The 20,941-nt window shown below is 72.6% G+C and carries 17 protein-coding genes; 10 read left to right on the plus strand and 7 right to left on the minus strand.

Annotated features, from left to right (window positions below; genetic code table 11):
- Positions 1-24: 24 nt before the first annotated feature.
- Positions 25-1,518 (minus strand): tRNA (N6-isopentenyl adenosine(37)-C2)-methylthiotransferase MiaB, encoded by a 1,494-nt coding sequence (miaB, locus tag ACIGXW_RS18820; RefSeq protein WP_071964655.1) that lies wholly within the window; start codon positions 1,516-1,518, stop codon positions 25-27.
- Positions 1,519-1,686: 168 nt separating this feature from the next.
- Here miaB and ACIGXW_RS18825 point away from each other — a divergent pair, with 168 nt between their 5' ends.
- Positions 1,687-2,685 (plus strand): TAXI family TRAP transporter solute-binding subunit, encoded by a 999-nt coding sequence (locus ACIGXW_RS18825; protein WP_399573995.1) that lies wholly within the window; start codon positions 1,687-1,689, stop codon positions 2,683-2,685.
- 21 nt (positions 2,686-2,706) lie between these two features.
- Here ACIGXW_RS18825 and ACIGXW_RS18830 read toward each other — a convergent pair whose 3' ends face one another.
- Complete coding sequence (locus tag ACIGXW_RS18830; protein WP_399573997.1) at positions 2,707-4,131, minus strand: ATP-binding protein; 1,425 nt, start codon at positions 4,129-4,131, stop codon at positions 2,707-2,709.
- A gap of 15 nt (positions 4,132-4,146) precedes the next feature.
- A complete protein-coding gene (locus ACIGXW_RS18835) occupies positions 4,147-4,851 on the minus strand; it encodes a response regulator transcription factor (RefSeq protein ID WP_071963015.1) in 705 nt (234 codons plus the stop codon).
- A 255-nt stretch (positions 4,852-5,106) separates the two neighbouring features.
- On the opposite strand from ACIGXW_RS18835, the gene ACIGXW_RS18840 reads away from it, so the two are divergent.
- The 7 genes from ACIGXW_RS18840 to ACIGXW_RS18870 all read left to right on the plus strand — a co-directional run bounded on the left by ACIGXW_RS18840 (position 5,107) and on the right by ACIGXW_RS18870 (position 11,618).
- Positions 5,107-5,883, plus strand: a complete 777-nt coding sequence (locus ACIGXW_RS18840; RefSeq protein WP_071963014.1) for an amino acid ABC transporter ATP-binding protein — start codon at positions 5,107-5,109, stop codon at positions 5,881-5,883.
- A 129-nt stretch (positions 5,884-6,012) separates the two neighbouring features.
- Positions 6,013-6,936 carry a glutamate ABC transporter substrate-binding protein gene (locus ACIGXW_RS18845; RefSeq protein WP_071963013.1) on the plus strand — a complete coding sequence of 308 codons (924 nt, stop codon included), beginning with the start codon at positions 6,013-6,015 and terminating at the stop codon, positions 6,934-6,936.
- 48 nt (positions 6,937-6,984) lie between these two features.
- On the plus strand, positions 6,985-7,635 hold the full coding sequence (locus tag ACIGXW_RS18850; RefSeq protein WP_071963012.1) for an amino acid ABC transporter permease: 651 nt from the start codon (positions 6,985-6,987) through the stop codon (positions 7,633-7,635).
- Complete coding sequence (locus tag ACIGXW_RS18855) at positions 7,632-8,525, plus strand: amino acid ABC transporter permease (RefSeq protein WP_399573999.1); 894 nt, start codon at positions 7,632-7,634, stop codon at positions 8,523-8,525. The genes ACIGXW_RS18850 and ACIGXW_RS18855 overlap by 4 nt, the downstream gene beginning before the upstream one ends.
- 235 nt (positions 8,526-8,760) lie before the next feature.
- Entirely contained in the window at positions 8,761-10,485 is a 1,725-nt protein-coding gene (locus ACIGXW_RS18860) for an FAD-dependent monooxygenase (RefSeq protein ID WP_399574001.1), read from the plus strand.
- 192 nt (positions 10,486-10,677) lie between these two features.
- Positions 10,678-11,247 (plus strand): cysteine dioxygenase, encoded by a 570-nt coding sequence (locus ACIGXW_RS18865; RefSeq protein WP_399574004.1) that lies wholly within the window; start codon positions 10,678-10,680, stop codon positions 11,245-11,247.
- A complete protein-coding gene (locus ACIGXW_RS18870; RefSeq protein ID WP_360910810.1) occupies positions 11,244-11,618 on the plus strand; it encodes a rhodanese-like domain-containing protein in 375 nt (124 codons plus the stop codon). Before ACIGXW_RS18865 ends, ACIGXW_RS18870 begins: the two co-directional genes overlap by 4 nt.
- A gap of 63 nt (positions 11,619-11,681) precedes the next feature.
- On the opposite strand, the gene recX is transcribed toward ACIGXW_RS18870, so the two are convergent.
- From recX to ACIGXW_RS18890, 4 genes are all read right to left on the minus strand, one after another.
- The gene (gene recX / locus ACIGXW_RS18875; protein ID WP_399574006.1) at positions 11,682-12,290 is read right to left on the minus strand and encodes a recombination regulator RecX; all 609 of its coding nucleotides are present in this window, start codon (positions 12,288-12,290) and stop codon (positions 11,682-11,684) included.
- Between the two features lie 2 nt (positions 12,291-12,292).
- On the minus strand, positions 12,293-13,414 hold the full coding sequence (gene recA / locus ACIGXW_RS18880; protein WP_071965187.1) for a recombinase RecA: 1,122 nt from the start codon (positions 13,412-13,414) through the stop codon (positions 12,293-12,295).
- Positions 13,415-13,622: 208 nt separating this feature from the next.
- Entirely contained in the window at positions 13,623-14,747 is a 1,125-nt protein-coding gene (locus tag ACIGXW_RS18885; RefSeq protein ID WP_399574071.1) for an AI-2E family transporter, read from the minus strand.
- A gap of 154 nt (positions 14,748-14,901) precedes the next feature.
- Entirely contained in the window at positions 14,902-15,096 is a 195-nt protein-coding gene (locus ACIGXW_RS18890) for a DUF3046 domain-containing protein (RefSeq protein ID WP_071965189.1), read from the minus strand.
- 80 nt (positions 15,097-15,176) lie between these two features.
- Here ACIGXW_RS18890 and ACIGXW_RS18895 point away from each other — a divergent pair, with 80 nt between their 5' ends.
- Together ACIGXW_RS18895 and ACIGXW_RS18900 are read left to right on the plus strand one after the other, a co-directional pair.
- Positions 15,177-16,115: a hypothetical protein gene (locus tag ACIGXW_RS18895; RefSeq protein ID WP_399574008.1), complete on the plus strand. Its 939-nt coding sequence runs from the start codon at positions 15,177-15,179 to the stop codon at positions 16,113-16,115.
- Between the two features lie 60 nt (positions 16,116-16,175).
- Positions 16,176-20,933, plus strand: a complete 4,758-nt coding sequence (locus ACIGXW_RS18900) for an ATP-dependent helicase (protein ID WP_399574010.1) — start codon at positions 16,176-16,178, stop codon at positions 20,931-20,933.
- Positions 20,934-20,941: the final 8 nt, after the last annotated feature.

Raw genomic sequence — 20,941 nt, forward strand, 5'->3', positions numbered from 1 at the left:
CGGCGCGCGCCGGCCGGAGCGACGTCAGTCGCCGCAGCAGCCCTGGGCGGCCGGGGCGGGCGTCGGCGCGGGCGCGCCGATCGTCGGGATGCCGAGCATGACGCCGGCGGGCTTGGCGGCCGCCGCGGCGGTGCGCTTCTCCCACGCGTCGCCCGCGCGCGTGCGGCGCACGGCCTTGGCCTGGCCCTCGGCGAGCAGGTGGTGCGGGGCGGCGTAGGTGATCTCGACGGTCACCACGTCGCCCGGGCGGACCGGCTCGTCGGGCTGGGTGAAGTGCACGAGGCGGTTGTCGGGGGCGCGGCCCGACAGACGGCGCGTGGCGCCGTCCTTGCGGCCCTCGCCCTCGGCGACCATGACGTCCAGGGTGCGGCCGACCTGCTTCTTGTTCTCGTCCCAGGAGATCTCCTCCTGGAGGGCCACCAGACGCTCGTAGCGCGCCTGCACGACCTCCTTGGGGATCTGGCCCTCCATGGTCGCGGCCGGGGTGCCGGGGCGCTTGGAGTACTGGAACGTGAAGGCGTTCGCGAAGCGTGCTTCGCGGACCACGTGCATGGTCTGCTCGAAGTCCTCCTCGGTCTCGCCGGGGAAGCCCACGATGATGTCGGTGGAGATGGCGGCGTCCGGCATGGCGGCGCGCACCTTCTCGATGATGCCCAGGAAGCGCTCCTGGCGGTACGAGCGGCGCATCGCCTTGAGGACCGTGTCCGAGCCGGACTGCAGCGGCATGTGCAGCTGGTGCATCACGTTCGGCGTCTCGGCCATCGCGGCGATCACGTCGTCGGTGAAGTCGCGCGGGTGGGGCGAGGTGAAGCGGACGCGCTCCAGGCCCTCGATCTGGCCGCAGGCGCGCAGCAGCTTGGAGAACGCCTCGCGGTCGCCCATGTCGGAGCCGTAGGCGTTGACGTTCTGGCCGAGCAGGGTGATCTCGCTGACGCCCTCGGCGACGAGCGCCTCGACCTCGGCGAGGATGTCGCCCGGGCGGCGGTCCTTCTCCTTGCCGCGCAGCGCGGGGACGATGCAGAAGGTGCAGGTGTTGTTGCAGCCGACGGAGATGGAGACCCAGGCCGCGTACGCGCTCTCGCGCCGCGTCGGCAGCGTCGAGGGGAACGCCTCGAGCGACTCGGCGATCTCGACCTGCGCCTCTTCCTGGATGCGGGCGCGCTCCAGCAGGACCGGCAGCTTGCCGATGTTGTGCGTGCCGAAGACGACGTCGACCCAGGGGGCCCGCTTGACGATCGTGTCGCGGTCCTTCTGGGCGAGGCAGCCGCCGACGGCGATCTGCATACCGGGCCGCTTCGTCTTCATCGGGGCCAGCCGGCCGAGGTTGCCGTACAGCTTGTTGTCGGCGTTCTCCCGCACCGCGCAGGTGTTGAAGACGACGACGTCGGCGTCACCCTCGGCGTGGCCTTCGGGGGCGCGGACATAGCCCGCGTCCTCCAGGAGGCCGGACAGCCGCTCGGAGTCATGGACGTTCATCTGGCACCCGTAGGTGCGCACCTCGTAGGTCTTCGCACTCATCTCAATCGACCAGGGTACGTGGTCGTCCGGACACCCCGCCTCCTCCTTCTTCCCGCCCCTCCCCCGCATCCCTCCCCTTCCCCTCCCACCTGCGCTGCCCGCGTGCTCACCGTCACGCTCGCGCGGGAAGCCTGGTCCGCGGCGGAGCGGGCTGGCAGGATCCCGCCCATGGCCCCCCGACTCCCGAGCTCCGGAAGGCGCCGCACCGCACGGGCGGGCGCGGCGGCCGCCGCCGTGCTCGCGCTGCTCATGTGGTGGCTGCTGCCGATGGACGGGGGCCCCTCGCCCAGTGGCCGGATATCGGTGGCCACGGGGGTGCCGAGCGGGGTGTACGCGAAGTACGGAGACCTCCTCAAGGAGGACCTGGCGCAGGACCTGCCGGCCCTGGACGTACGGCTCAGGCGCAGCCAGGGGTCGCTGGACAATCTGCGGCAGCTCACGGGCGGCAGGGCCGACTTCACCCTGGCCACCGCGGACGCGGTGGCCACCTATCGCGAGAGCCGGGAACCGGGCGCGGAGCGGCTGCGCGCGTGTGCGCGGCTGTACGACGACTACATGCAGCTGGTGGTGCGCAAGGACTCGCCCGTCCGGTCGGCGCGGGACCTCAAAAGGCTGCGGGTCGGGGTGGGTGCGGACGGTTCGGGCGTGCAGCTGATCACCAGGCGTCTGATGAAGGCCGCCGGGCTGGACTTCGACGCGGACGTCACAGCGGTGCGGGTCGGCATCGACCGGATGCCGGGACTGCTGGAGAAGGGCGAGATCGACGCCTTCTTCTGGTCCGGGGGGCTGCCCACCAATGCCGTGCAGTCCCTGGGACGGCGGCTGCCGATCCGGCTCGTCCAGCTCGGCGACCTGATCGGGCCCCTGCACGCCATGGGCGAGGAGGCCCGTTTCTACCGGGCGGCGATGATGCCGGCGGACGCCTATCCGGAGCTGCGTGCCACCGACGTCGTCAAGACGATCGCGGTCGCCAATCTCCTGGTCACCCTGGACGACACCGACTCCGATCTCACGGAGAGCATCACCCGCACGGTGATAAGGAGTCGCGACCGCATCGGCACCCGGGTGCACGCCGCGCAGAAAGTGGACCTCCGCACGGCCATCTTCACCAACCCGCTGCCGCTGCACGCGGGTGCGCGCCGCTATTACGTGTCGGTCAAGCCCTAAACCCGTTTTCGGGGGCGAAAGTCAGCCGGTGTCGTGCCGGGCGGCCGGTGTTCCGTCGCGCGGTACGGCGATCGTCGCGCGCAGGCCGGTGGGCTCGTTCGGTTCGTAGGTGAGCGTGGCGCCCGACGCGGCGAGCAGGGCCCGCGAGATGGACAGGCCGAGGCCGGAGCCGGAGACGTTCTGGTGGCGGCCGCTGCGCCAGAAGCGGTCGCCGATCCGGGTGAGCTCCTCCTCCGTCAGACCGGGCCCGCCGTCGGCGACGGCGATGTGGACGCGGTCGCCGACCACCTCGACGGTGACCTCGACGCGGGCGTGCTCGGGCGTGAACTTCAGTGCGTTGTCCACGACCGCGTCCAGGGCGCTGGAGAGGGCGATGGGGTCGGCCCAGCCGGTCGCGGCGGACGGTCCCCGGTAGGTGAGGGGGACGCCCTCGCGGTCGGCGACGGGGGACCAGGCGCCCACCCGGTCGGTGACGATCTCGGCTATGTCGGTGAGCTGCGGATCGCCGGCGTCGTGCTCGGCCAGCGCCAGGTCCAGCAGGTCGTCCAGCACCCGGGCCAGCCGCTTGCCCTCGGCCTGGACGGAGGTGACCTCCGCGTGCCCGTCGGGGAGGTCCAGGGCCAGCAGGTCGATGCGCAGCAGCAGCGCGGAGAGCGGATTGCGCAGTTGGTGCGAGGCGTCGGCGACGAAGGCCCGCTGCTGCTCCAGGACGTTCTCGACGTTGTCGGCCATCTCGTTGAAGGAGCGTGCGAGGCGGCGCAGCTCGGGCGGGCCGCTGTCGGCGACGACGCGCGAGTTCATCCGGCCGGTGGCTATGTCGTGGGCCGCGACGTCGAGGGTGCGTACGGGGCGGAGCACCCAGCCGGTGAGGCGGAAGGCCGCCAGGACGGCGACCAGCATGGCCGCGGTCTCGCCGGCCGCGAGCAGCAGCCATTCGTGCAGGATGCGGGAGCGCAGCTGCCCGGTGGGCGATTCGGTGACGACGACCGCGACGACGTCACCGTCGCGGATGACGGGCGAGGCCACGGTCAGGCGGCTGCGCAGCCAGGGCCAGACCTGGCCGGGGTCGCGGCTGCGGCGCCCCGCGAGGGCCTCCTGGAAGGCGCGCTTGCTCTCCCCTTCCAGCGGGAGGGTCCACTGGGCGGGGGCGAGGGCCATGGGCTGGCCGTTGCGGTAGAAGATGCCCACCCGTATGCCGTAGAGGTCCTCGTACCGGGCGAGCTCGGAGCGCAGGGTGATCAGGCGTCCGTCCGCCTCGTCGGCAGGTTCGAAGGGCCGGGCGGTGACGTACTGGGCGAGGGAGGCGAAGCGGGCGGTGTCGTCGATGCGGTCGACAACTACCTCCTGCTGTTGCACGGTGGCCATGCCGGCGGCGAGCGGGAAGCCCAGGGCCAGCAGGACGCCCGCCATGAGGACGAGCAGCAGCGGAAGGAGTCGGGTGCGCACAGGCTCGTACGGTCCTCACGCCGGGAGGACGATTTTGTAGCCGACGCCGCGGACCGTCTCGATGAGCGCGGGCATCCGCAGCTTGGAGCGGAGCGAGGCGATGTGCACCTCGAGGGTGCGCCCGGTCCCCTCCCAACTGGTCTGCCACACCTCGCTGATGATCTGTTCGCGGCGGAAGACCACGCCGGGGCGCTGGGCGAGCAGCGCCAGCAGGTCGAACTCCTTGCGGGTGAGCGGGACGGCGTTGCCGTCCACGCAGACCTTGCGGTTGGGGACCTCGATGGTCAGGGGTCCCAGGAACAGGGCGTGCGGACCGGCGGCGTCCTGCGACGGTCCCGGTGCGCTCTCGGAGTGCGGCGTGCGCCGGGCGACGGCGTGGATGCGGGCGAGCAGCTCCCCCGTGTCGTAGGGCTTGACGACGTAGTCGTCGGCTCCGAGGTTGAGGCCGTGGATCTTCGAGCGGGTGTCGGAGCGGGCGGTCACCATGATCACGGGGGTGGCGGTGCGCTTGCGTATCTTGCCGCAGACCTCGAAGCCGTCCTGGTCGGGCAGTCCGAGGTCGAGCAGCACGACGCCGAAGGGCGCGCCCTCGTCCGGCAGCAGCGCGTGCAGGGCCTCCTCGCCGCTGCGGGCGTGGGTGACGTCGAACCCGTGCCGGGCCAGCACGGCCGACAGGGCCGCGGCGACATGGTCGTCGTCCTCCACGAGCAGCAGTCTCATCGGCCCCCTCCGGGCGCAGGTACGGCAACACCGCATCCACGCCGATGGAGGCCGGGCGCGTCAAGGGGTTCCAGCCCTTCGGAGGCCTTCCGTTATGCAGCCGGTACGCCCGCGCGACGTGTGCGCGGCTGTTGACGCAGAGTGTCCGTTTGAGGCCGGATCGTTATGCTCAATTTCAGCTCAGATGTAATGACGCTGGTCGTTGCGGCTCATTAGGGTCCTCTCCAATCGAGGAGGACGGAGCGAGGAACGCCGATGAGCGAGGTATCGGTGACCAAGGACGTGGCGCCCGCCGCGGACGCACTGGTCGTCCTGAACAAGGTCAACAAACACTTCGGCGCGCTGCATGTGCTCCAGGACATCGACCTGACGATCGCCCGCGGCGAGGTCGTGGTCGTCATCGGGCCGTCGGGGTCCGGCAAGTCGACGCTGTGCCGCACGATCAACCGGCTGGAGACGACGGACACGGGTTCGATCACCATCGACGGGAAGCCGCTGCCCCAGGAGGGCAAGGAGCTGGCGCGCCTGCGCGCGGACGTCGGGATGGTCTTCCAGTCCTTCAATCTCTTCGCGCACAAGACCGTGCTGGAGAACGTGACGCTGGGGCAGGTGAAGGTCCGCAAGAAGGACCGCAAGGAGGCCGAGACCAAGGCCCGGGAGCTGCTCGACCGGGTCGGGGTGGGCGCGCAGGCGGACAAGTACCCCGCGCAGCTCTCCGGCGGCCAGCAGCAGCGGGTGGCGATCGCCCGCGCGCTGGCCATGGACCCGAAGGTCATGCTCTTCGACGAGCCGACCTCGGCGCTCGACCCGGAGATGATCAACGAGGTGCTGGAGGTCATGCAGCAGCTCGCCCGGGACGGCATGACGATGGTCGTCGTCACCCACGAGATGGGCTTCGCGCGTTCCGCCGCGAACCGTGTCGTCTTCATGGCGGACGGCCGGATCGTCGAAGAGGCCCGGCCGGACCAGTTCTTCAACAACCCGCGCAGCGACCGGGCCAAGGACTTCCTGTCGAAGATCCTGCACCACTGATCCGGCCGGAGTGAGGGGCCGGCCCGCTCGGCCCCGCCCCCTCCGAAACCCCCGCCGCTTCTTTACCGCTGCTTTCCCCCGCTACCCGACGCCCCGCAGACGCAGGCGCAGACGCAAAGGATGTTCCTCATGAAGCTCCGCAACACCGCTGCGGCGGCCGCCGTGGTGCTGGCGCTCGCCGCGACCGCGACCGCCTGCGGCAAGTCCGGCAGCCCCGACGACGCCAAGGACGGCGACAAGGCCAGCGGCGGTACGTCGGCGGCCGCGCTCCCGCAGTGGAAGGTGAACACCGCCGCCGACGTCAAGGACTCGCCCGTCTTCGAGAAGATCAAGGGCAAGGAGATCACGATCGGCACCAAGGCCGATCAGCCCGGCCTCGGCTACGAGAACCCCGGCACCAAGAAGCGCACCGGCTTCGACGTGGAGATCGCCCGCATGATCGCGGCCGACCTCGGCTTCGACGAGGCGCACATCAAGTTCAAGACCGTGCCCTCCGAGGCGCGTGAGACGCAGATCGCCAGCGGCGGCGTCGACCTGTACGTCGGCACGTACACGATCAACGACGAGCGCAAGAAGCAGGTCGGCTTCGCCGGCCCGTACTACGAGGCCGGCCAGGACCTGCTCGTCAAGGCGGACAGCACCATCAAGGGCCCCGAGGACCTCAAGGGCAAGAAGGTCTGCTCGGCGACCGGTTCCACGCCGCTCAAGCGGATCAAGGAGCCCAAGTACGACGTCGCCGAGGCCAAGGCGCAGCAGGGCTACCAGCTGTGCGTGCAGGACCTGGTCAACGGCTCGGTCGACGCGGTCACCACGGACGACTCGATCCTCAAGGGCTACGCGGCCGAGAACCAGGGCGCCCTGAAGGTCGTCGGCAACCCCTTCTCCAAGGAGCCGTACGGCATCGGCCTGAAGAAGGAGGACGCGGCGCTGCGCGAGGCGGTCAACAAGGCCATCGAGGCGCACGTGCAGAACGGCGACTGGAAGAAGGCCTACGACGCGACGCTGGGCAAGTCCGGCAGCTCCGCGACCCCGCCCGCCGTCCAGCGCTACTGACCGGCGATCGGTGCCGTATGACCGCCACGCGATTCCCGGAGAAATGACTTGAACGTTCTGTCGGACAACTTCGCGATGTTCCGCGAAGGTTTCCTCGGCACCGTCGAACTGACGGCGCTCAGCGCGCTGCTCGCCCTGGTGCTGGGCACCCTCGTCGCGGCGTTCCGCGTCTCTCCGGTGCCCGCGCTGCGCGCCTTCGGCACCGCATGGGTGACGCTGCTCCGCAACACCCCGCTGGTGCTGCTGTTCCTGGCCGTCACGCTGGGGCTGCCGGCGCTCGGCCTGAAGGGCTGGGACTCCTTCTGGCTCGCCGTGATGGCCCTGGGGTGCTACACCTCGGCGTTCATCTGCGAGGCCATCAGGTCCGGCATCAACACCGTGCCGGTGGGCCAGGCGGAGGCGGCCCGCTCCATCGGGATGACCTTCAACCAGACCCTGGGCCAGATAATCCTGCCGCAGGCCGCCCGGACGGCGATACCGCCCATCGGCAGCCTGATGATCGCGCTGGCCAAGAACACGGCGATCGCCTCGGGCTTCAACGTCACCGAGCTCGGTTCGGTGCAGAAGACCCTCAACGCGGCGTCGGGCTACGACATTTACGTGATCTTCCTGTGGATCGCGGTCTGCTACATCATCATCACGTTCACGATCAGCGGCCTCTTCCGGCTGCTGGAGAACCGTCTGGCGGTGGCCCGATGAGTGGCAGCGTCCTCTACGACGTCCCCGGCCCCCGGGCACGGAACCGCAACCGGGTCTACGGCGTCCTCTCCATAGCCGCCATCGTCGGCCTGCTCGCCTTCATCGTCTACAAGCTGGACGACACCGGCCAGTTCCAGGCCGGGCTGTGGGACGACTACGAATACGCGGACACCCAGCAGCGGATCGTCGACGGCCTGCTGACGACGCTGAAGACCTTCGCCATCGCGGCGGTCCTCTCCCTGGTGCTGGGCACGGTGCTGGCCACGGCCAGGCTCTCCGACCACAAGCCCGTGCGGTGGGTGGCCACGGTGGCCGTGGAGTTCTTCCGGGCCATGCCGCTGCTCATCATGATCTTCCTGCTGTACGCGGCGGTGTTCACCTCCGACCCCATGTGGGCGCTGGTGATCGGCCTGACGCTTTACAACGGCTCGGTGCAGGCGGAGATCTTCCGCTCCGGCATCAAGGCCGTGCCCAAGGGGCAGAGCGAGGCGGCGTACGCCATCGGACTGCGCAAGACGCAGGTGATGACGAACGTCCTCGTGCCGCAGGCGGTCCGGTCGATGCTGCCGTCGATCATCAGCCAGCTCGTGGTGACCCTGAAGGACACCTCGCTCGGATTCATCATCCTGTACGAGGAACTGCTGTTCGTCGGCAAGGCGTTCGCCCAGCAGACCCCGCCCGTGAACGGCGTCTACGCCTTCATTCCGATGGTGATCGTCTTCGGTTCGATCTACATCCTGCTGTGCCTGGCGCTGTCCTCGCTCGCCACGTGGGTCGAACGGCGCACGAAGCGCTCGCGCAAGGGCACCCCTCCCCCGATGGACACCACCGCGGTGCTCACGGGCGACCCGGCGCACGGAGCGGGCCCCGGAGCCGCCGGCGCGAGCTGAGCCAAGGCCCGCCGCCACCGCCGTGCATGACGCCCCGTCGGCCCCCAGGGCCGGCGGGGCGCACGCGTCCGGCGCGCCGTGGCGAGGCCGCTGATCGCTTGACGCAAGCACCGGCAATGGGTTGCATACGTTCTGTGATCGCGCATTTTCCCCCTGCCAGTCCCCGTACGTCCCGTAAGCACCACGCGCGCGAGGCGTCCGCCGCCGTCCGCCCCGGGGACGGGGGAGCCGTGCCGTGGACCCGGTGATCGTCGTCGGGGCCGGCCCGGTCGGGCTCACCCTGGCCCTGGCCCTGGCCCGGTACGAGGTGCCGGTCACCGTTCTGGACGAGGCGCCGCCCGAGAGCCTGGGGCAGGAGGACCGCCGCCTGGCGCGCACGGCGGTGCTGCGGCCGGAGACCGCCGCCCTGCTGGAGCGGCTGGGGTGCGCCACGACCGAGGGCACCCGGTGGACGGGCTGGCGCACGATGCGACGCCGCGCCGAGGTGGCACGGGTCCGCTTCGCCGCACCGCCCGGCAGCGTGAAGGCCGAGGAGGAAGAGGAGCCAGGGGCGCTGGAGGAGCCCGGGACCGAGGGGGACTCCGGCGTCACGGGAGCAGAACCGTCTCCCCTCCATCTGCCCCAGCACGCCCTGACCCGGGAGCTGCGTGCCGCGCTCGGCGACGAGGCGGACGTCCGGATCATCCAGGACAGCCGGCTGACCGTCCTGAAGCAGGACTCCTCCGGCGTCACCGCGCACACCAGCGGCGACAACGGCACGGTCTGGCGCGCGAGTTACCTGGTCGGCTGCGACGGCGCCCGCTCCGTCGTGCGCAAACTGCTGGGCGCGCGCTTCCCCGGCCGTACGGCCGTCGAACGGTACGCGGTCGCCGCGCTGCGCACCGAACTGCCGTGGCCGGGCGAAGCCCTGCTGCACCGGTCGCCGCCGCGCGGCGGTGAGGTGACGGCCCGTCCGCTTCCGGACGGGGTGTGGCGGCTCGACTGGCTGCTGCCGCCCGACGGCCAGCTGGTCACCCCCGACGCCCTCCTCGCGCGGGTGCGCGACGCGCTGTCCCTGTGGTGCGGGGAGGTACCGGCGTACGACCTGCTGGACACCGGTGTGCACGCCGTGCACCACCGCCTCGCGCGCCGCTGGCGCAGCGGTCGCGCCTTCCTCGCCGGGGATGCCGCCCATCTGCTCGGGGCGCTGGGCACGCAGGCTCTCGACGAGGGGCTGCGGGACGCGGAGAACCTCGCCTGGAAGCTCGCCCTGGCCTGGCACCACGGTGCCTCGGACGTACTGCTCGACAGCTATCAGGCCGAGCGGCGGGAGGCGGTCGCGGCCCGGCTGCGCGCCGCCGACCGGACCCTGCCGACCGTGCGCGGGGAGGGTGGCTGGCGCACGGTCCGGCGCACCGTGCTGCCGGGCGCGGCGCGCGGCCACGACCTGCTGCTGACCGATGGCCACTTGGGGCGCGGGCTGCTGAGCGCGCCGTACGTCCACTCCCGTACGCCCCTGGCGCCGGCCGCGCCGCCCGCCGGTTCGGTCCTGGTGGGCACGGCGGTGGGAGCGCCGGTCGTCGATGTGCCGGTGACCGCGCCGGACGGGTCGGAGACACGGCTGCGCGACCGGCTGGGCGGTGAGCTGCTGGTGGTGCTCGTCGCGCCGGGTACGGGCGTGTGGGAGCGGCGGCACTGGCTGGGCGCCGGGCTCATGCCCCGGCTGGCGGCCGCCGTCTCGGCGCTGCCCATGCGGGCGGAGCTCCTGGTGACGGAGGGGTACCCGGGGGCGGACGCCCACACGGTGCTGGTGGTGCGACCGGACGGTCATCTGGTGGCGGCCCTCGCGGGGGTGCGGCCGGCGGAGCTGTACGCCTGCGCGGACGCGGCGCGGGGCGGGGCGACGGCGGCCACGGCCACGGCTGCGGAGGGCGAGGGACACCCCCGGACCGCCAACAGTGAGGCTACGGCCAACCGTTGACCGGCCCGGATCGTCATGGTTCACTCCGAGCGTGACTGACAGCGGCGCTCGTTTCTGGCGGAGGGTCCATCTGGACCTCCTCCGCTATGCGGGCTGCGTCTGTCGTCCGTCCTGTTGATCCGCTTCCTTCACCGCGCGGCCGTGCGTCGAACGCCCCGCGCGCTCCTTCGCGATCACTCAGGACGGTCCTCCGTGTCTTCCCCCGTGCATGCCTCCGCCCCTTCTTCCGTCGTCCCAGCCGCGGCGTCCGCCGCTCCCGGCGCTCCGGGCGCTCCTTCGGAGGCCGATCTCCTCGACTTCGTCCGCCGGACGGCGGCCGACGACCGGCTCGTCGGCTCGCTCCCCCTCGATCCGCAGGGCCGCACCTGGATCCGGCTGGAGGGACCGAGCGGCAGTGAGGCATGGCTGATCAGCTGGCCGCCGGGCAGTGGCACCGGCTGGCACGACCACGGCGGCTCGCACGGTGCCTTCGCCGCGGCCGCCGGCCACCTCACCGAGCAGTCGCTCGCCGCACGGCTGCCCACCGAGGGCTGGACGCTGCTGGAGCTGGCGGACGGCATCGACCGCGAACGGCAGCTGACGGACGGTGCCGGCCGCGCCTTTGGTCCGCACCATGTGCACCAGGTCTTCAACGGCTCGCCGGAGCGGCACGCGGTGTCCGTGCACGCCTACTACCCGCCGCTGCCGATGATGCGGCGCTACAGCCGAAGCGGCCTGGTGCTGCGGTTGGAGCAGGTCGAGTGGCCGCAGGAGTGGGCATGAGGGTCGAGGAGCTGCTGGCCGCCGCCCGTGCGGGCCTCGACCGGCTCGGCCCCGCCGAGGCGGCCGACGTCCAGGCCTCCGGCGGGCTGCTGGTCGACATTCGCTACGCGGCGCTGCGGGAGCGCGACGGGACGATCCCGGGGGCGCTCGTGGTGGAGCGCAACGAGCTGGAATGGCGCCTGGACCCGGCCTGCGACCATCGCGCGGCACAGGCCACCGGCCATGACCTGCGGGTGGTCGTGATCTGCGACGAGGGCTATGCGTCGTCGCTGGCGGCGGCGTCCCTGCGACAGCTGGGGCTGGACCGCGCGACGGACCTGGTGGGCGGCTTCCAGGCCTGGCGGGCGGCGGGGCTGCCGGTGCGGACCTGAGGCCCGGCGGCTCCCCGCTTCACCCGTCTCTCCCTCGGCGTCCGCGTGGGCGTCCGCCCGGTGCTAGGCCTCGGGCAGATAGGCGTCGAGCAGTTCGGGGTCGTCGCCCTCCTCCTCCAGCGCGCGGCGCACCACGCGCAGGGCAAGGCCCTCGGAGTAGCCCTTGCGGGCCAGCATCCCGGCGAGGCGGCGCAGCCGCTTCTCCCGGTCCAGGCCACGGGTCGAGCGCAGCTTGCGCTCGACCAGCTCGCGGGCCGTGCGTTCCTCCTGCTCCGCGTCGAGCCGGCCGACGGCCTCGTCGATCAGCTCCGCGTCCACGCCCTTGGTGCGCAGCTCGCGCGCCAGGGCACGGCGGGCCAGCCCCCTGCCGCGGTGCCGGGACTCCACCCAGGCGTCGGCGAACGCCCCGTCGTCGATCAGGCCCACGTCCTCGAACCGCGACAGCACCTCCGCCGCGACCTCGTCCGCTATGCCCCGCTTGGCCAGCGCGTCGGCGAGCTGTTTGCGGGTGCGCGGGGATCCGGTGAGCAGGCGCAGGCAGATCGCCCGCGCCTGCTCCTCCGGTGACGGTGGCGCTCCGCCCCCGGCCCTCGACGGGGAGGGGGCGCCACCGCCCGTACGGTCGCCCGCGTGCGGCTCGCCGGGCTCGGGCCACTCGCTTCGCCGTGTCATCGCTAGCTCTTGGCCGCGGCCTTGGCCGCCTTCCCCGTGGACTTGGCCGCCGGCGCGGGCACGGACTTGGCCGGCTCGCCGGAGGCGGCCGCGGCGTCCGCACCGGGCTCACCGGCCGGGGACTCGGGCTTGACGCCCACGCCCAGCTTGTCCTTGATCTTCTTCTCGATCTCGTTGGCGAGGTCGGGGTTGTCCTTGAGGAAGTTGCGGGCGTTCTCCTTGCCCTGGCCGAGCTGGTCGCCCTCGTAGGTGTACCAGGCACCGGCCTTGCGGATGAAGCCGTGCTCCACGCCCATGTCGATCAGGCCGCCCTCGCGGCTGATGCCCTGGCCGTAGAGGATGTCGAACTCGGCCTGCTTGAAGGGCGGCGAGACCTTGTTCTTCACGACCTTCACGCGGGTGCGGTTGCCGACCGCCTCCGTGCCGTCCTTGAGGGTCTCGATGCGGCGGATGTCCAGACGCACCGAGGCGTAGAACTTCAGGGCCCGGCCACCGGTCGTCGTCTCCGGGGAGCCGAACATGACGCCGATCTTCTCGCGGAGCTGGTTGATGAAGATCGCGGTGGTCTTGGACTGGTTGAGCGCGCTGGTGATCTTGCGCAGCGCCTGGCTCATCAGGCGGGCCTGGAGACCGACGTGCGAGTCGCCCATCTCGCCCTCGATCTCCGCGCGCGGCACCAGGGCGGCGACGGAGTCGATGACGATCAGGTCGAGGGCACCGGAGCGGACCAGCATGTCCACGATCTCCAGCGCCTGCTCGCCGGTGTCCGGCTGGGAAAGGATGAGGTTGTCGGTGTCGACGCCCAGGGCACGGGCGTACTCGGGGTCGAGGGCGTGCTCGGCGTCGACGAAGGCGACGGTGCCGCCCGCCTTCTGCGCGTTGGCCACGGCGTGCAGGGTGAGGGTGGTCTTACCGGAGGACTCCGGTCCGTAGACCTCCACCACGCGGCCGCGCGGCAGTCCGCCGACGCCGAGGGCGACGTCGAGAGCGGTCGACCCGGTGGGGATGACCTCAATCGGCTCGTTCGGCCGGTCGCCCAGGCGCATCACGGCGCCCTTGCCGAATTGCCGTTCAATCTGTGCGAGCGCGGCGTCCAGCGCCTTCTCGCGGTCGGTGCCTGCCATGGGTTCCACCCGGTTTGCTTGAGTCGATCGCTTCACGTCCACGACGCTAACGCCTGCCACTGACAATGCGCCCGGGCGTCGCCCCGGCCTGTGGATAACTCGGCTCCGTGGGCCCGGGACACCCATAAGAATGGATGTTCGATTTTGCTGTCAAGCGCGCCACTCCGCCCGCGCGGCGGCCCCCGGCCGCCCGGATCAGCCGCCCCGGTCAGCGCCTGCGCAGGGCCCTCGCCAGCCGGGCGAACAGCGAGGGACGACGGCCCCCCGGCGCCCGCCGGCCGGGGCCGGGCGGCTCGCCGGCGCCCGTGGAGACCTCGTACCGCTTCACGTACACGCTCAGGAACGCCTGCAGCGTCGCGACCGCGGGGATGGCGATCAGGGCCCCCACCGCACCGAGCAGCGCGGTGCCCGCGACCACCGAGCCGAAGGCGACGGCGGGGTGGATGTCGACGGTCCTGGCGGTGATGCGCGGCTGCAGCACGTAGTTCTCGAACTGCTGGTAGACCACGACGAAGCCGAACACCCACACCGCGTACCAGGGATTCACGGTGAAGGCGAGCAGGATCGGCAGGGCGCCCGCGAGGTAGGTGCCGATGGTCGGGATGAACTGCGAGACCAGGCCCACCCAGACGGCGAGGGCCGGGGCGTAGGGCACGCCCAGGATCTCCAGCAGGACGTAGTGCGCCACACCGGAGATCAGCGCCATCAGGGCGCGCGAGTAGATGTACCCGCCGGTCTTGGCGACCGCGATCTCCCAGGCCCGCAGCACCTCGGTCTGGCGGTTCGGCGGCAGCAGGGAGCACAGGGTGCGGCGCAGCCGGGGGCCGTCGGCCGCGAAGTAGAACGAGAAGAGCACCACGGTCAGCAGCCGGAAGAGGCCTCCGAGGACGGTGGCCGAGACGTCCAGCACTCCGCCGGCGCTGTTGCGCACGTACTTCTGCAGCCAGTCCGAGTGCAGGACGCTTTCCTGGATCTCGAGCCGGGACAGCTTGGTGCCGAACGTCCGGTTGCTCCAGCGGATCACCGAGTCCAGGTAGGAGGGGAAGTTCTCCACCATGGTCTGGATCTGCCCGGCGAGCATAGATCCCAGGAGGGTGAAGAAGCCCACGAAGGCGACGGTCACCCCCAGGAACATCACAGCCGTCCCGATCCCCCGGCGCACGCCGCGCGCGGCCATCCGGTCCACGGCCGGCTCGATGGCGAGCGCGAGGAAGAACGCGATGAGGATGTTGACGAAGAGGCCGATCAGCTGGTGGAACGCCCAGCTGGCCAGCTGGAAGCAGGCGACCAGGGCGAGCGTGACCACCACGGCCCGGGGTAGCCAGCGCGGCATGCGCGAGCCGTCGTCGGGCCGGGGCGGGCGGGGGCTGTCCGGGGCGGAGTCGTCTGTCGCTGCCACGGACCAAGTGTTGCCTATAGGACGAAATGAGTAACGGACCGTCCGGCGACATCCGGCCGGACGGTCCGTGGGTGCTCGTCGGCGCCCCTCAGCGCCTGTCTTCGGGGATCTCCATCGCCCTGCACACCCCTCGCCAGACGTCCTTGGCGTTCCAGCCGGCGTCCAGCGCCTGGTGCACGGTCCTTCCGCCGAGTTCGGACATCACATGATCGCGCGCGAAGGAGTCGGCGTACACCGCGCCGAAATAGTCCGCCATCCGCTGCCAGAAGACCGTCAACCGCATGGTCCAAGTATCCCGCCCCTGAGAGTGCAGCCGCGCACGAGCCGCTGACCGGGGCCGCTTCGCACCCTACGGTCTTGTCCATGGCCCCATCCGGAGCATCCGCTGTCGCCCGCGCCGAACACTTCGTCTGGCTCACCGCCCGCGTCCTGGAGCAGCGCAGATTCGCCTACCACTTCCTCGGTGGCGGCGCTGACGCCGTCGAGGCGGCCCTGACCGCGTACGAGGGCGACGACGGAGGCTTCGGACACGCCCTGGAGCCGGATCTGCGCGGGCCCGTCAGCCAGCCGCTGCACACCGCGCACGCGCTGCGCGTGCTGGACGAGATCGGCCGCTGCCGCGACCGCCGTGTGGAGCGGTTGTGCCGCTATCTGACGGCGGTCTCCACGCCGGACGGCGCGCTGCCCGCGCTCCACCCCTCGCTGCGCGGCTATCCGGCGGCCCCCTGGATTCCGGTCGTCGACGATCCGCCGAGCGACCTTCTGGCGACCGGGCCCGTGGTGGGGCTGCTGCACCGCAACGAGGTGTGGCACGCGTGGCTGTTCCGGGCCACCGACTTCTGCTGGGCCGCGGTCGACGCACTCGGCGCGGGTGCGCGCACGCATCCGTACGAGGTCGAGGCGGCCGTCGCCTTTCTCGACGGGGTCCCGGACCGGCGGCGTGCCGAGGCTGCGGCCGAGCGGCTCGGGCGGACGGTGCGGGAGCAGCGGCTGGCCCTCTTGGACCCGGCGCGGGCGGCCGACCAGCCGGTGCCGGAGGGGTACGCACCGGGCGAGCACCACTTCCCGCACGACTTCGCCCGGACCCCCGGCTCCCTGGCCCGGCCCTGGTTCACCGACGCCGAGCTGGCCAGGTCGCTGGAGTTCCTCGCCGCCGCGCAGGAGGAGGACGGGGGCTGGCCGATCCGCTGGCGGGCCTGGGCGCCGGGGACGGTGCTGGAGTGCCGGCCCATGGTGACCATCGACGCCCTGCTGACGCTGCGGGCCTACGGCCACGCCGACCAGCCCTCCCGGCACCCCTGAAAACCGCCGCTGACCTGCCCGTCCGGGGCATTGTCAGTGGTGCGGTGCACGATGGGGGGCATGGCGGACGACACGGCAGCTGCGACGGCGGGGGATCCGGCCCCGGCCCTCGCCACGTTCTCCCCCGCGACCCGCGCCTGGTTCACGGGGGCCTTCACCGCGCCCACGGCGGCCCAGACGGGAGCCTGGCGGGCCATCGACGAGGGCTCGGACGTGCTGGTCGTCGCCCCGACGGGCTCCGGCAAGACGCTGGCCGCCTTCCTCGCCTCCCTGGACCGCCTGGCCAGCTCCCCACCGCCCACCGAGCGCGCCAAGCGCTGCCGGGTGCTGTACGTCTCGCCGCTCAAGGCCCTGGCCGTGGACGTCGAGCGCAACCTGCGCAGCCCCCTCACCGGCATCCGCCAGGAGTCGGTGCGGCTGGGACTGCCCGAGCCGGAGATCCGCGTCGGCATCCGGTCCGGTGACACGCCCGCCGCCGAGCGCCGCGCGCTGGTCACCCGCCCGCCGGACATTCTGATCACCACTCCCGAGTCGCTGTTCCTGATGCTGACCTCCGCCGCGCGGGAGGCGCTCACGGGCGTGGAGACCGTGATCCTGGACGAGGTGCACGCCGTCGCCGGGACCAAGCGCGGCGCCCACCTGGCCCTGTCCCTGGAGCGCCTCGACACCCTCCTCGCCCGCCCCGCCCGGCGCATCGGCCTGTCCGCGACGGTGCGGCCGGTGGACGAGGTGGCGCGGTACCTCTCGCCCCAGCGCAAGGTGGAGATCGTCCAGCCGTCGTCCGGCAAGGAGTTCGACCTGTCGGTCGTCGTGCCGGTCGAGGACCTGGGCGAGCTCGGCGGCTCACCGGTGCAGGAGGGCGGCGACGGCAAGGAGAGGCCGTCGATCTGGCCGCACGTCGAGGAGCGCATCGCCGATCTCGTCCAGTCCCACCGCTCCACGATCGTCTTCGCCAATTCGCGCCGTCTCGCCGAGCGGCTGTGCAACCGCCTCAACGAGATCGCCTACGAGCGGGCCACGGGCGAGCCCCTGCCCGAGCACCATTCCCCCGCCGAGCTGATGGGCGGCTCCGGCCCGGCCAAGGGCGCGCCCCCGGTCATCGCCCGGGCGCACCACGGCTCGGTCTCCAAGGAGCAGCGGGCCCTGGTGGAGGAGGACCTCAAGGCGGGCCGGCTGCCGGCCGTCGTCGCCACCTCCAGCCTGGAGCTGGGCATCGACATGGGCGCCGTCGATCTGGTCGTCCAGGTCGAGTCACCGCCGTCGGTCGCCTCCGGGCTGCAGCGGGTGGGCCGCGCCGGACACCAGGTCGGCGCCGTCTCGACCGGCGTCGTCTTCCCCAAGTACCGGGGCGACCTGGTCCAGGCGGCCGTCGTGACGGAACGCATGCGGCAGGGCGCCATCGAGTCGCTGCGCGTGCCGGCCAATCCGCTGGACGTGCTCGCCCAGCAGATCGTCGCCATGGTGTCCATGGACACCTGGGACGTGGAGGAGCTGCTGGCCGTGGTGCGGCGCGCGGCGCCCTTCGCGGCGCTGCCGGAGTCCGCCTACTCCGGCGTCCTCGACATGCTCGCCGGCCGCTACCCCTCCGACGCCTTCGCGGAGTTGCGGCCGCGCCTGGTCTGGGACCGCACGGCCGGCACGCTCTCGGGGCGCCCGGGAGCGCAGCGGCTCGCCGTCACCTCCGGCGGCACCATCCCCGACCGCGGCCTCTTCGGCGTCTTCCTGGCCGGCGCCGACCCCAAGAAGGGCGGCGGCCGGGTCGGCGAGCTCGACGAGGAGATGGTCTACGAGTCGCGGGTCGGCGACGTCTTCACCCTCGGCACCACGTCCTGGCGGATCGAGGACATCACCCGCGACCGCGTCCTCGTCACCCCGGCCCCCGGCACCCCCGGCCGGCTGCCGTTCTGGAAGGGCGACCAGCTCGGCCGCCCCCTCGAACTGGGACGGGCCCTGGGCGCGTTCCTGCGCGAGATCGGCGGCCTGGCGCCCGAGGCGGCCCGCGAGCGGCTCACCGCCGCCGGGCTCGACCGCTGGGCGGCCGACAACGTCCTGTCCTACCTGGACGAACAGCGCCGCGCCTGCGGCCATGTGCCCGACGACCGGACGATCGTCGTCGAGCGCTTCCGCGACGAGCTGGGCGACTGGCGGGTCGTCGTCCACTCCCCCTTCGGCGCCCAGGTGCACGCCCCCTGGGCGCTGGCCCTCGGCGCCCGGCTCTCCGAGCGGTACGGCATGGACGCCCAGGTGATGCACGCCGACGACGGCATCGTGCTGCGCCTGCCCGACGCCGACCTGATGGGCCTGGAGCTGCTCGACACCGAGCCCGCGCGGCAGGGCACGGAGTACGACGGCGAGCAGTCCCCCGTCGGGGCCGCCGACGTCACCTTCGACAAGGGCGAGGTCGACCGGATCGTCACCGACCAGGTGGGCTCCTCGGCCCTGTTCGCCGCCCGCTTCCGGGAGTGCGCCGCCCGCGCCCTGCTGTTGCCGCGGCGCGACCCCGGCAAGCGCACCCCGCTGTGGCAGCAGCGCCAGCGCGCCTCCCAGCTCCTGCAGGTCGCGGGCGAGTTCGGCTCGTTCCCGATCGTGCTCGAGGCGGTGCGCGAATGCCTTCAGGACGTCTTCGACGTCCCCGGGCTGACCGAGCTCATGGGGGACGTCGAGGCCCGCCGGGTCCGGCTGGTGGAGGTGACCACGCCCGAGCCGTCCCCGTTCGCCCGCTCGCTGCTCTTCGGTTATGTCGCCCAGTTCCTGTACGAGGGCGACTCCCCGCTCGCCGAGCGCCGGGCCGCCGCGCTCTCCCTCGACTCCCGGCTGCTGGCCGAGCTGCTGGGCCAGGCCGAGCTGCGCGAGCTGCTCGACCCCGAAGTCCTCACCGAACTGGAGCGCGAGCTGCAGTGGCTGACCGAGGACCGCCGGGTCAAGGACGCCGAAGGCGTCGCCGACCTGCTGCGCCTCCTCGGCCCGCTGACCGACGCCGAGCTCGCCGAGCGCGGCGCCGAAGCGCAGTGGGCGAAGGAGCTGTCCGAGGCGCGCCGCGCCATCCGGGTCCGTATCGCGGGCCGGGACCACTGGGCGGCCGTCGAGGACGCCGGACGGCTGCGCGACGCCCTGGGCACGGCCCTGCCCGTGGGCGTGCCCGAGGCCTTCACCGAGCCCGTCAAGGACCCGCTCGGCGACCTCCTGGCCCGCTTCGCCCGCACTCACGGCCCGTTCACCTCGGCCCAGGCCGCCGCCCGCCTCGGCCTCGGCACCGCGGTGACCGACGGCGCGCTGCACCGGCTGACGGCGGGCGGCCGCATCGTCCAGGGCGAGTTCCATCCCGCCGGCATCGGCCAGGAGTGGTGCGACGCGACCGTCCTGCGCCGGCTGCGCCGCCGCTCCCTGGCCGCGCTGCGGCACGAGCTGGAGCCGGTTCCGCCCGCCACCCTGGCCGCGTTCCTCCCCGCCTGGCAGCACATCGGCGCCCACAGCCTGCGCGGCATCGACGGACTGCTGCGTGCCGTGGAGCAGTTGCAGGGCGCCTCGGTGCCCGCCTCCGCCCTGGAGAAGCTCGTCCTCCCCGCCCGAGTGAAGGACTACGCCCCCGCCATGCTCGACGAGCTCACCGCCTCCGGCGAAGTCGTCTGGGCCGGCGCCGGCGCGCTGCCCGGCAAGGACGGCTGGGTCTCGCTGCTGCTCGCCGACGCGGCGCCCCTGTTGCTGCCCGCGCCGCACCCGCTGGAGCTCTCGCCCCTGCACGAGGCCGTGCTCGAGGCCCTTTCGGGCGGCTACGGCCTGTTCTTCCGTCAGATCGCCGACCGCGTCCGCGCCGCCGACCCGGCCATGGGCGAATCAGCGGCGAGCGACGTTCTGATCGCCGAGGCCGTCTGGGACCTCGCCTGGTCGGGCCGGCTCACCAACGACACCCTCGCTCCGCTGCGCTCGCTCCTCGGCTCGGGCCGCACGGCCGGTTCCACCGCCCATCGCGCCAAGCGGGCCGTGCCGCGCGGCCGTTACGGCGCCTTCACGGGCCGGCCGAGCCTGACCGGTCTGACGGCCCGGAGCACCGCCTCCCGCAGTGGCCCCCCGACGGTCGCGGGCCGCTGGTCGCTGCTGCCCCAGCGCGAGGCGGACGCCACCCACCGGGCCCACGCCCTGGCCCGGACCCTCCTCGACCGGCACGGCGTGGTCACCCGGGGCGCCGTCGCCGCGGAAGGCGTGGAGGGCGGCTTCTCCGCCGCCTACCGCGTGCTCTCCGCCTTCGAGGAGAGCGGGCAGGCCCGCCGCGGCTATGTCGTCGAGGGCCTGGGCGCCGCGCAGTTCGCCATGGACGGCGCCGTCGACCGGCTGCGTGCCGCCGGCACGGCCCGTGAGCGGTCCGGCGGTGCGCCCGTCGCCCCCTGGGACGCCCGGCCCGCCAGCGCACCACCCGCCCGCCGCGCCGTCCTGCTCGCCGCCGCCGATCCCGCCAACGCCTACGGCGCCGCCCTTCCCTGGCCCGAGCCGCCCGGCGAAGCGGCCGCCCACAAGCCCGGCCGCAAGGCCGGCTCCCTGGTCGTGCTCCTCGACGGCGCCCTGGCGCTCTATGTGGAGCGCGGCGGCAAGACCCTGCTGGCCTGGCCGCAGCAGGAGGGCACCGACACCGCGAGCGGCGACGACCCCGGACTGCGCGAGGCGGCGGCCGCCCTCGCCGAGGCGGCCCGCGCCGGCGCCCTGGGCACCGTCACCGTCGAGCGCGTCAACGGCTCCCCGGCCCTGTCCTCGCCCCTGGGCCCGCTCCTGGAGTCCGTGGGCTTCCACGCCACACCGCGAGGGCTGCGCCTGCGCGCACCCTGAGCGAGGCC

Origin of the sequence: Streptomyces sp. NPDC053079 (assembly GCF_044546695.1) — a bacterium.
Lineage (GTDB): Bacteria > Actinomycetota > Actinomycetes > Streptomycetales > Streptomycetaceae > Streptomyces.

What these genes read in the sequence shown, in the direction of transcription:
- recX (WP_399574006.1), bottom strand. Translation starts at nt 12,290, where the DNA reads ATGACACGGCGAAGCGAGTGGCCCGAGCCCGGCGAGCCGCACGCGGGC.
- ACIGXW_RS18825 (WP_399573995.1), top strand. Translation starts at nt 1,687, where the DNA reads ATGGCCCCCCGACTCCCGAGCTCCGGAAGGCGCCGCACCGCACGGGCG.
- ACIGXW_RS18840 (WP_071963014.1), top strand. Translation starts at nt 5,107, where the DNA reads ATGAGCGAGGTATCGGTGACCAAGGACGTGGCGCCCGCCGCGGACGCA.
- ACIGXW_RS18835 (WP_071963015.1), bottom strand. Translation starts at nt 4,851, where the DNA reads ATGAGACTGCTGCTCGTGGAGGACGACGACCATGTCGCCGCGGCCCTG.
- miaB (WP_071964655.1), bottom strand. Translation starts at nt 1,518, where the DNA reads ATGAGTGCGAAGACCTACGAGGTGCGCACCTACGGGTGCCAGATGAAC.
- ACIGXW_RS18890 (WP_071965189.1), bottom strand. Translation starts at nt 15,096, where the DNA reads ATGCGGTTGACGGTCTTCTGGCAGCGGATGGCGGACTATTTCGGCGCG.
- ACIGXW_RS18895 (WP_399574008.1), top strand. Translation starts at nt 15,177, where the DNA reads ATGGCCCCATCCGGAGCATCCGCTGTCGCCCGCGCCGAACACTTCGTC.
- ACIGXW_RS18845 (WP_071963013.1), top strand. Translation starts at nt 6,013, where the DNA reads ATGAAGCTCCGCAACACCGCTGCGGCGGCCGCCGTGGTGCTGGCGCTC.
- recA (WP_071965187.1), bottom strand. Translation starts at nt 13,414, where the DNA reads ATGGCAGGCACCGACCGCGAGAAGGCGCTGGACGCCGCGCTCGCACAG.
- ACIGXW_RS18855 (WP_399573999.1), top strand. Translation starts at nt 7,632, where the DNA reads ATGAGTGGCAGCGTCCTCTACGACGTCCCCGGCCCCCGGGCACGGAAC.
- ACIGXW_RS18885 (WP_399574071.1), bottom strand. Translation starts at nt 14,747, where the DNA reads ATGCCGCGCTGGCTACCCCGGGCCGTGGTGGTCACGCTCGCCCTGGTC.
- ACIGXW_RS18900 (WP_399574010.1), top strand. Translation starts at nt 16,176, where the DNA reads ATGGCGGACGACACGGCAGCTGCGACGGCGGGGGATCCGGCCCCGGCC.
- ACIGXW_RS18870 (WP_360910810.1), top strand. Translation starts at nt 11,244, where the DNA reads ATGAGGGTCGAGGAGCTGCTGGCCGCCGCCCGTGCGGGCCTCGACCGG.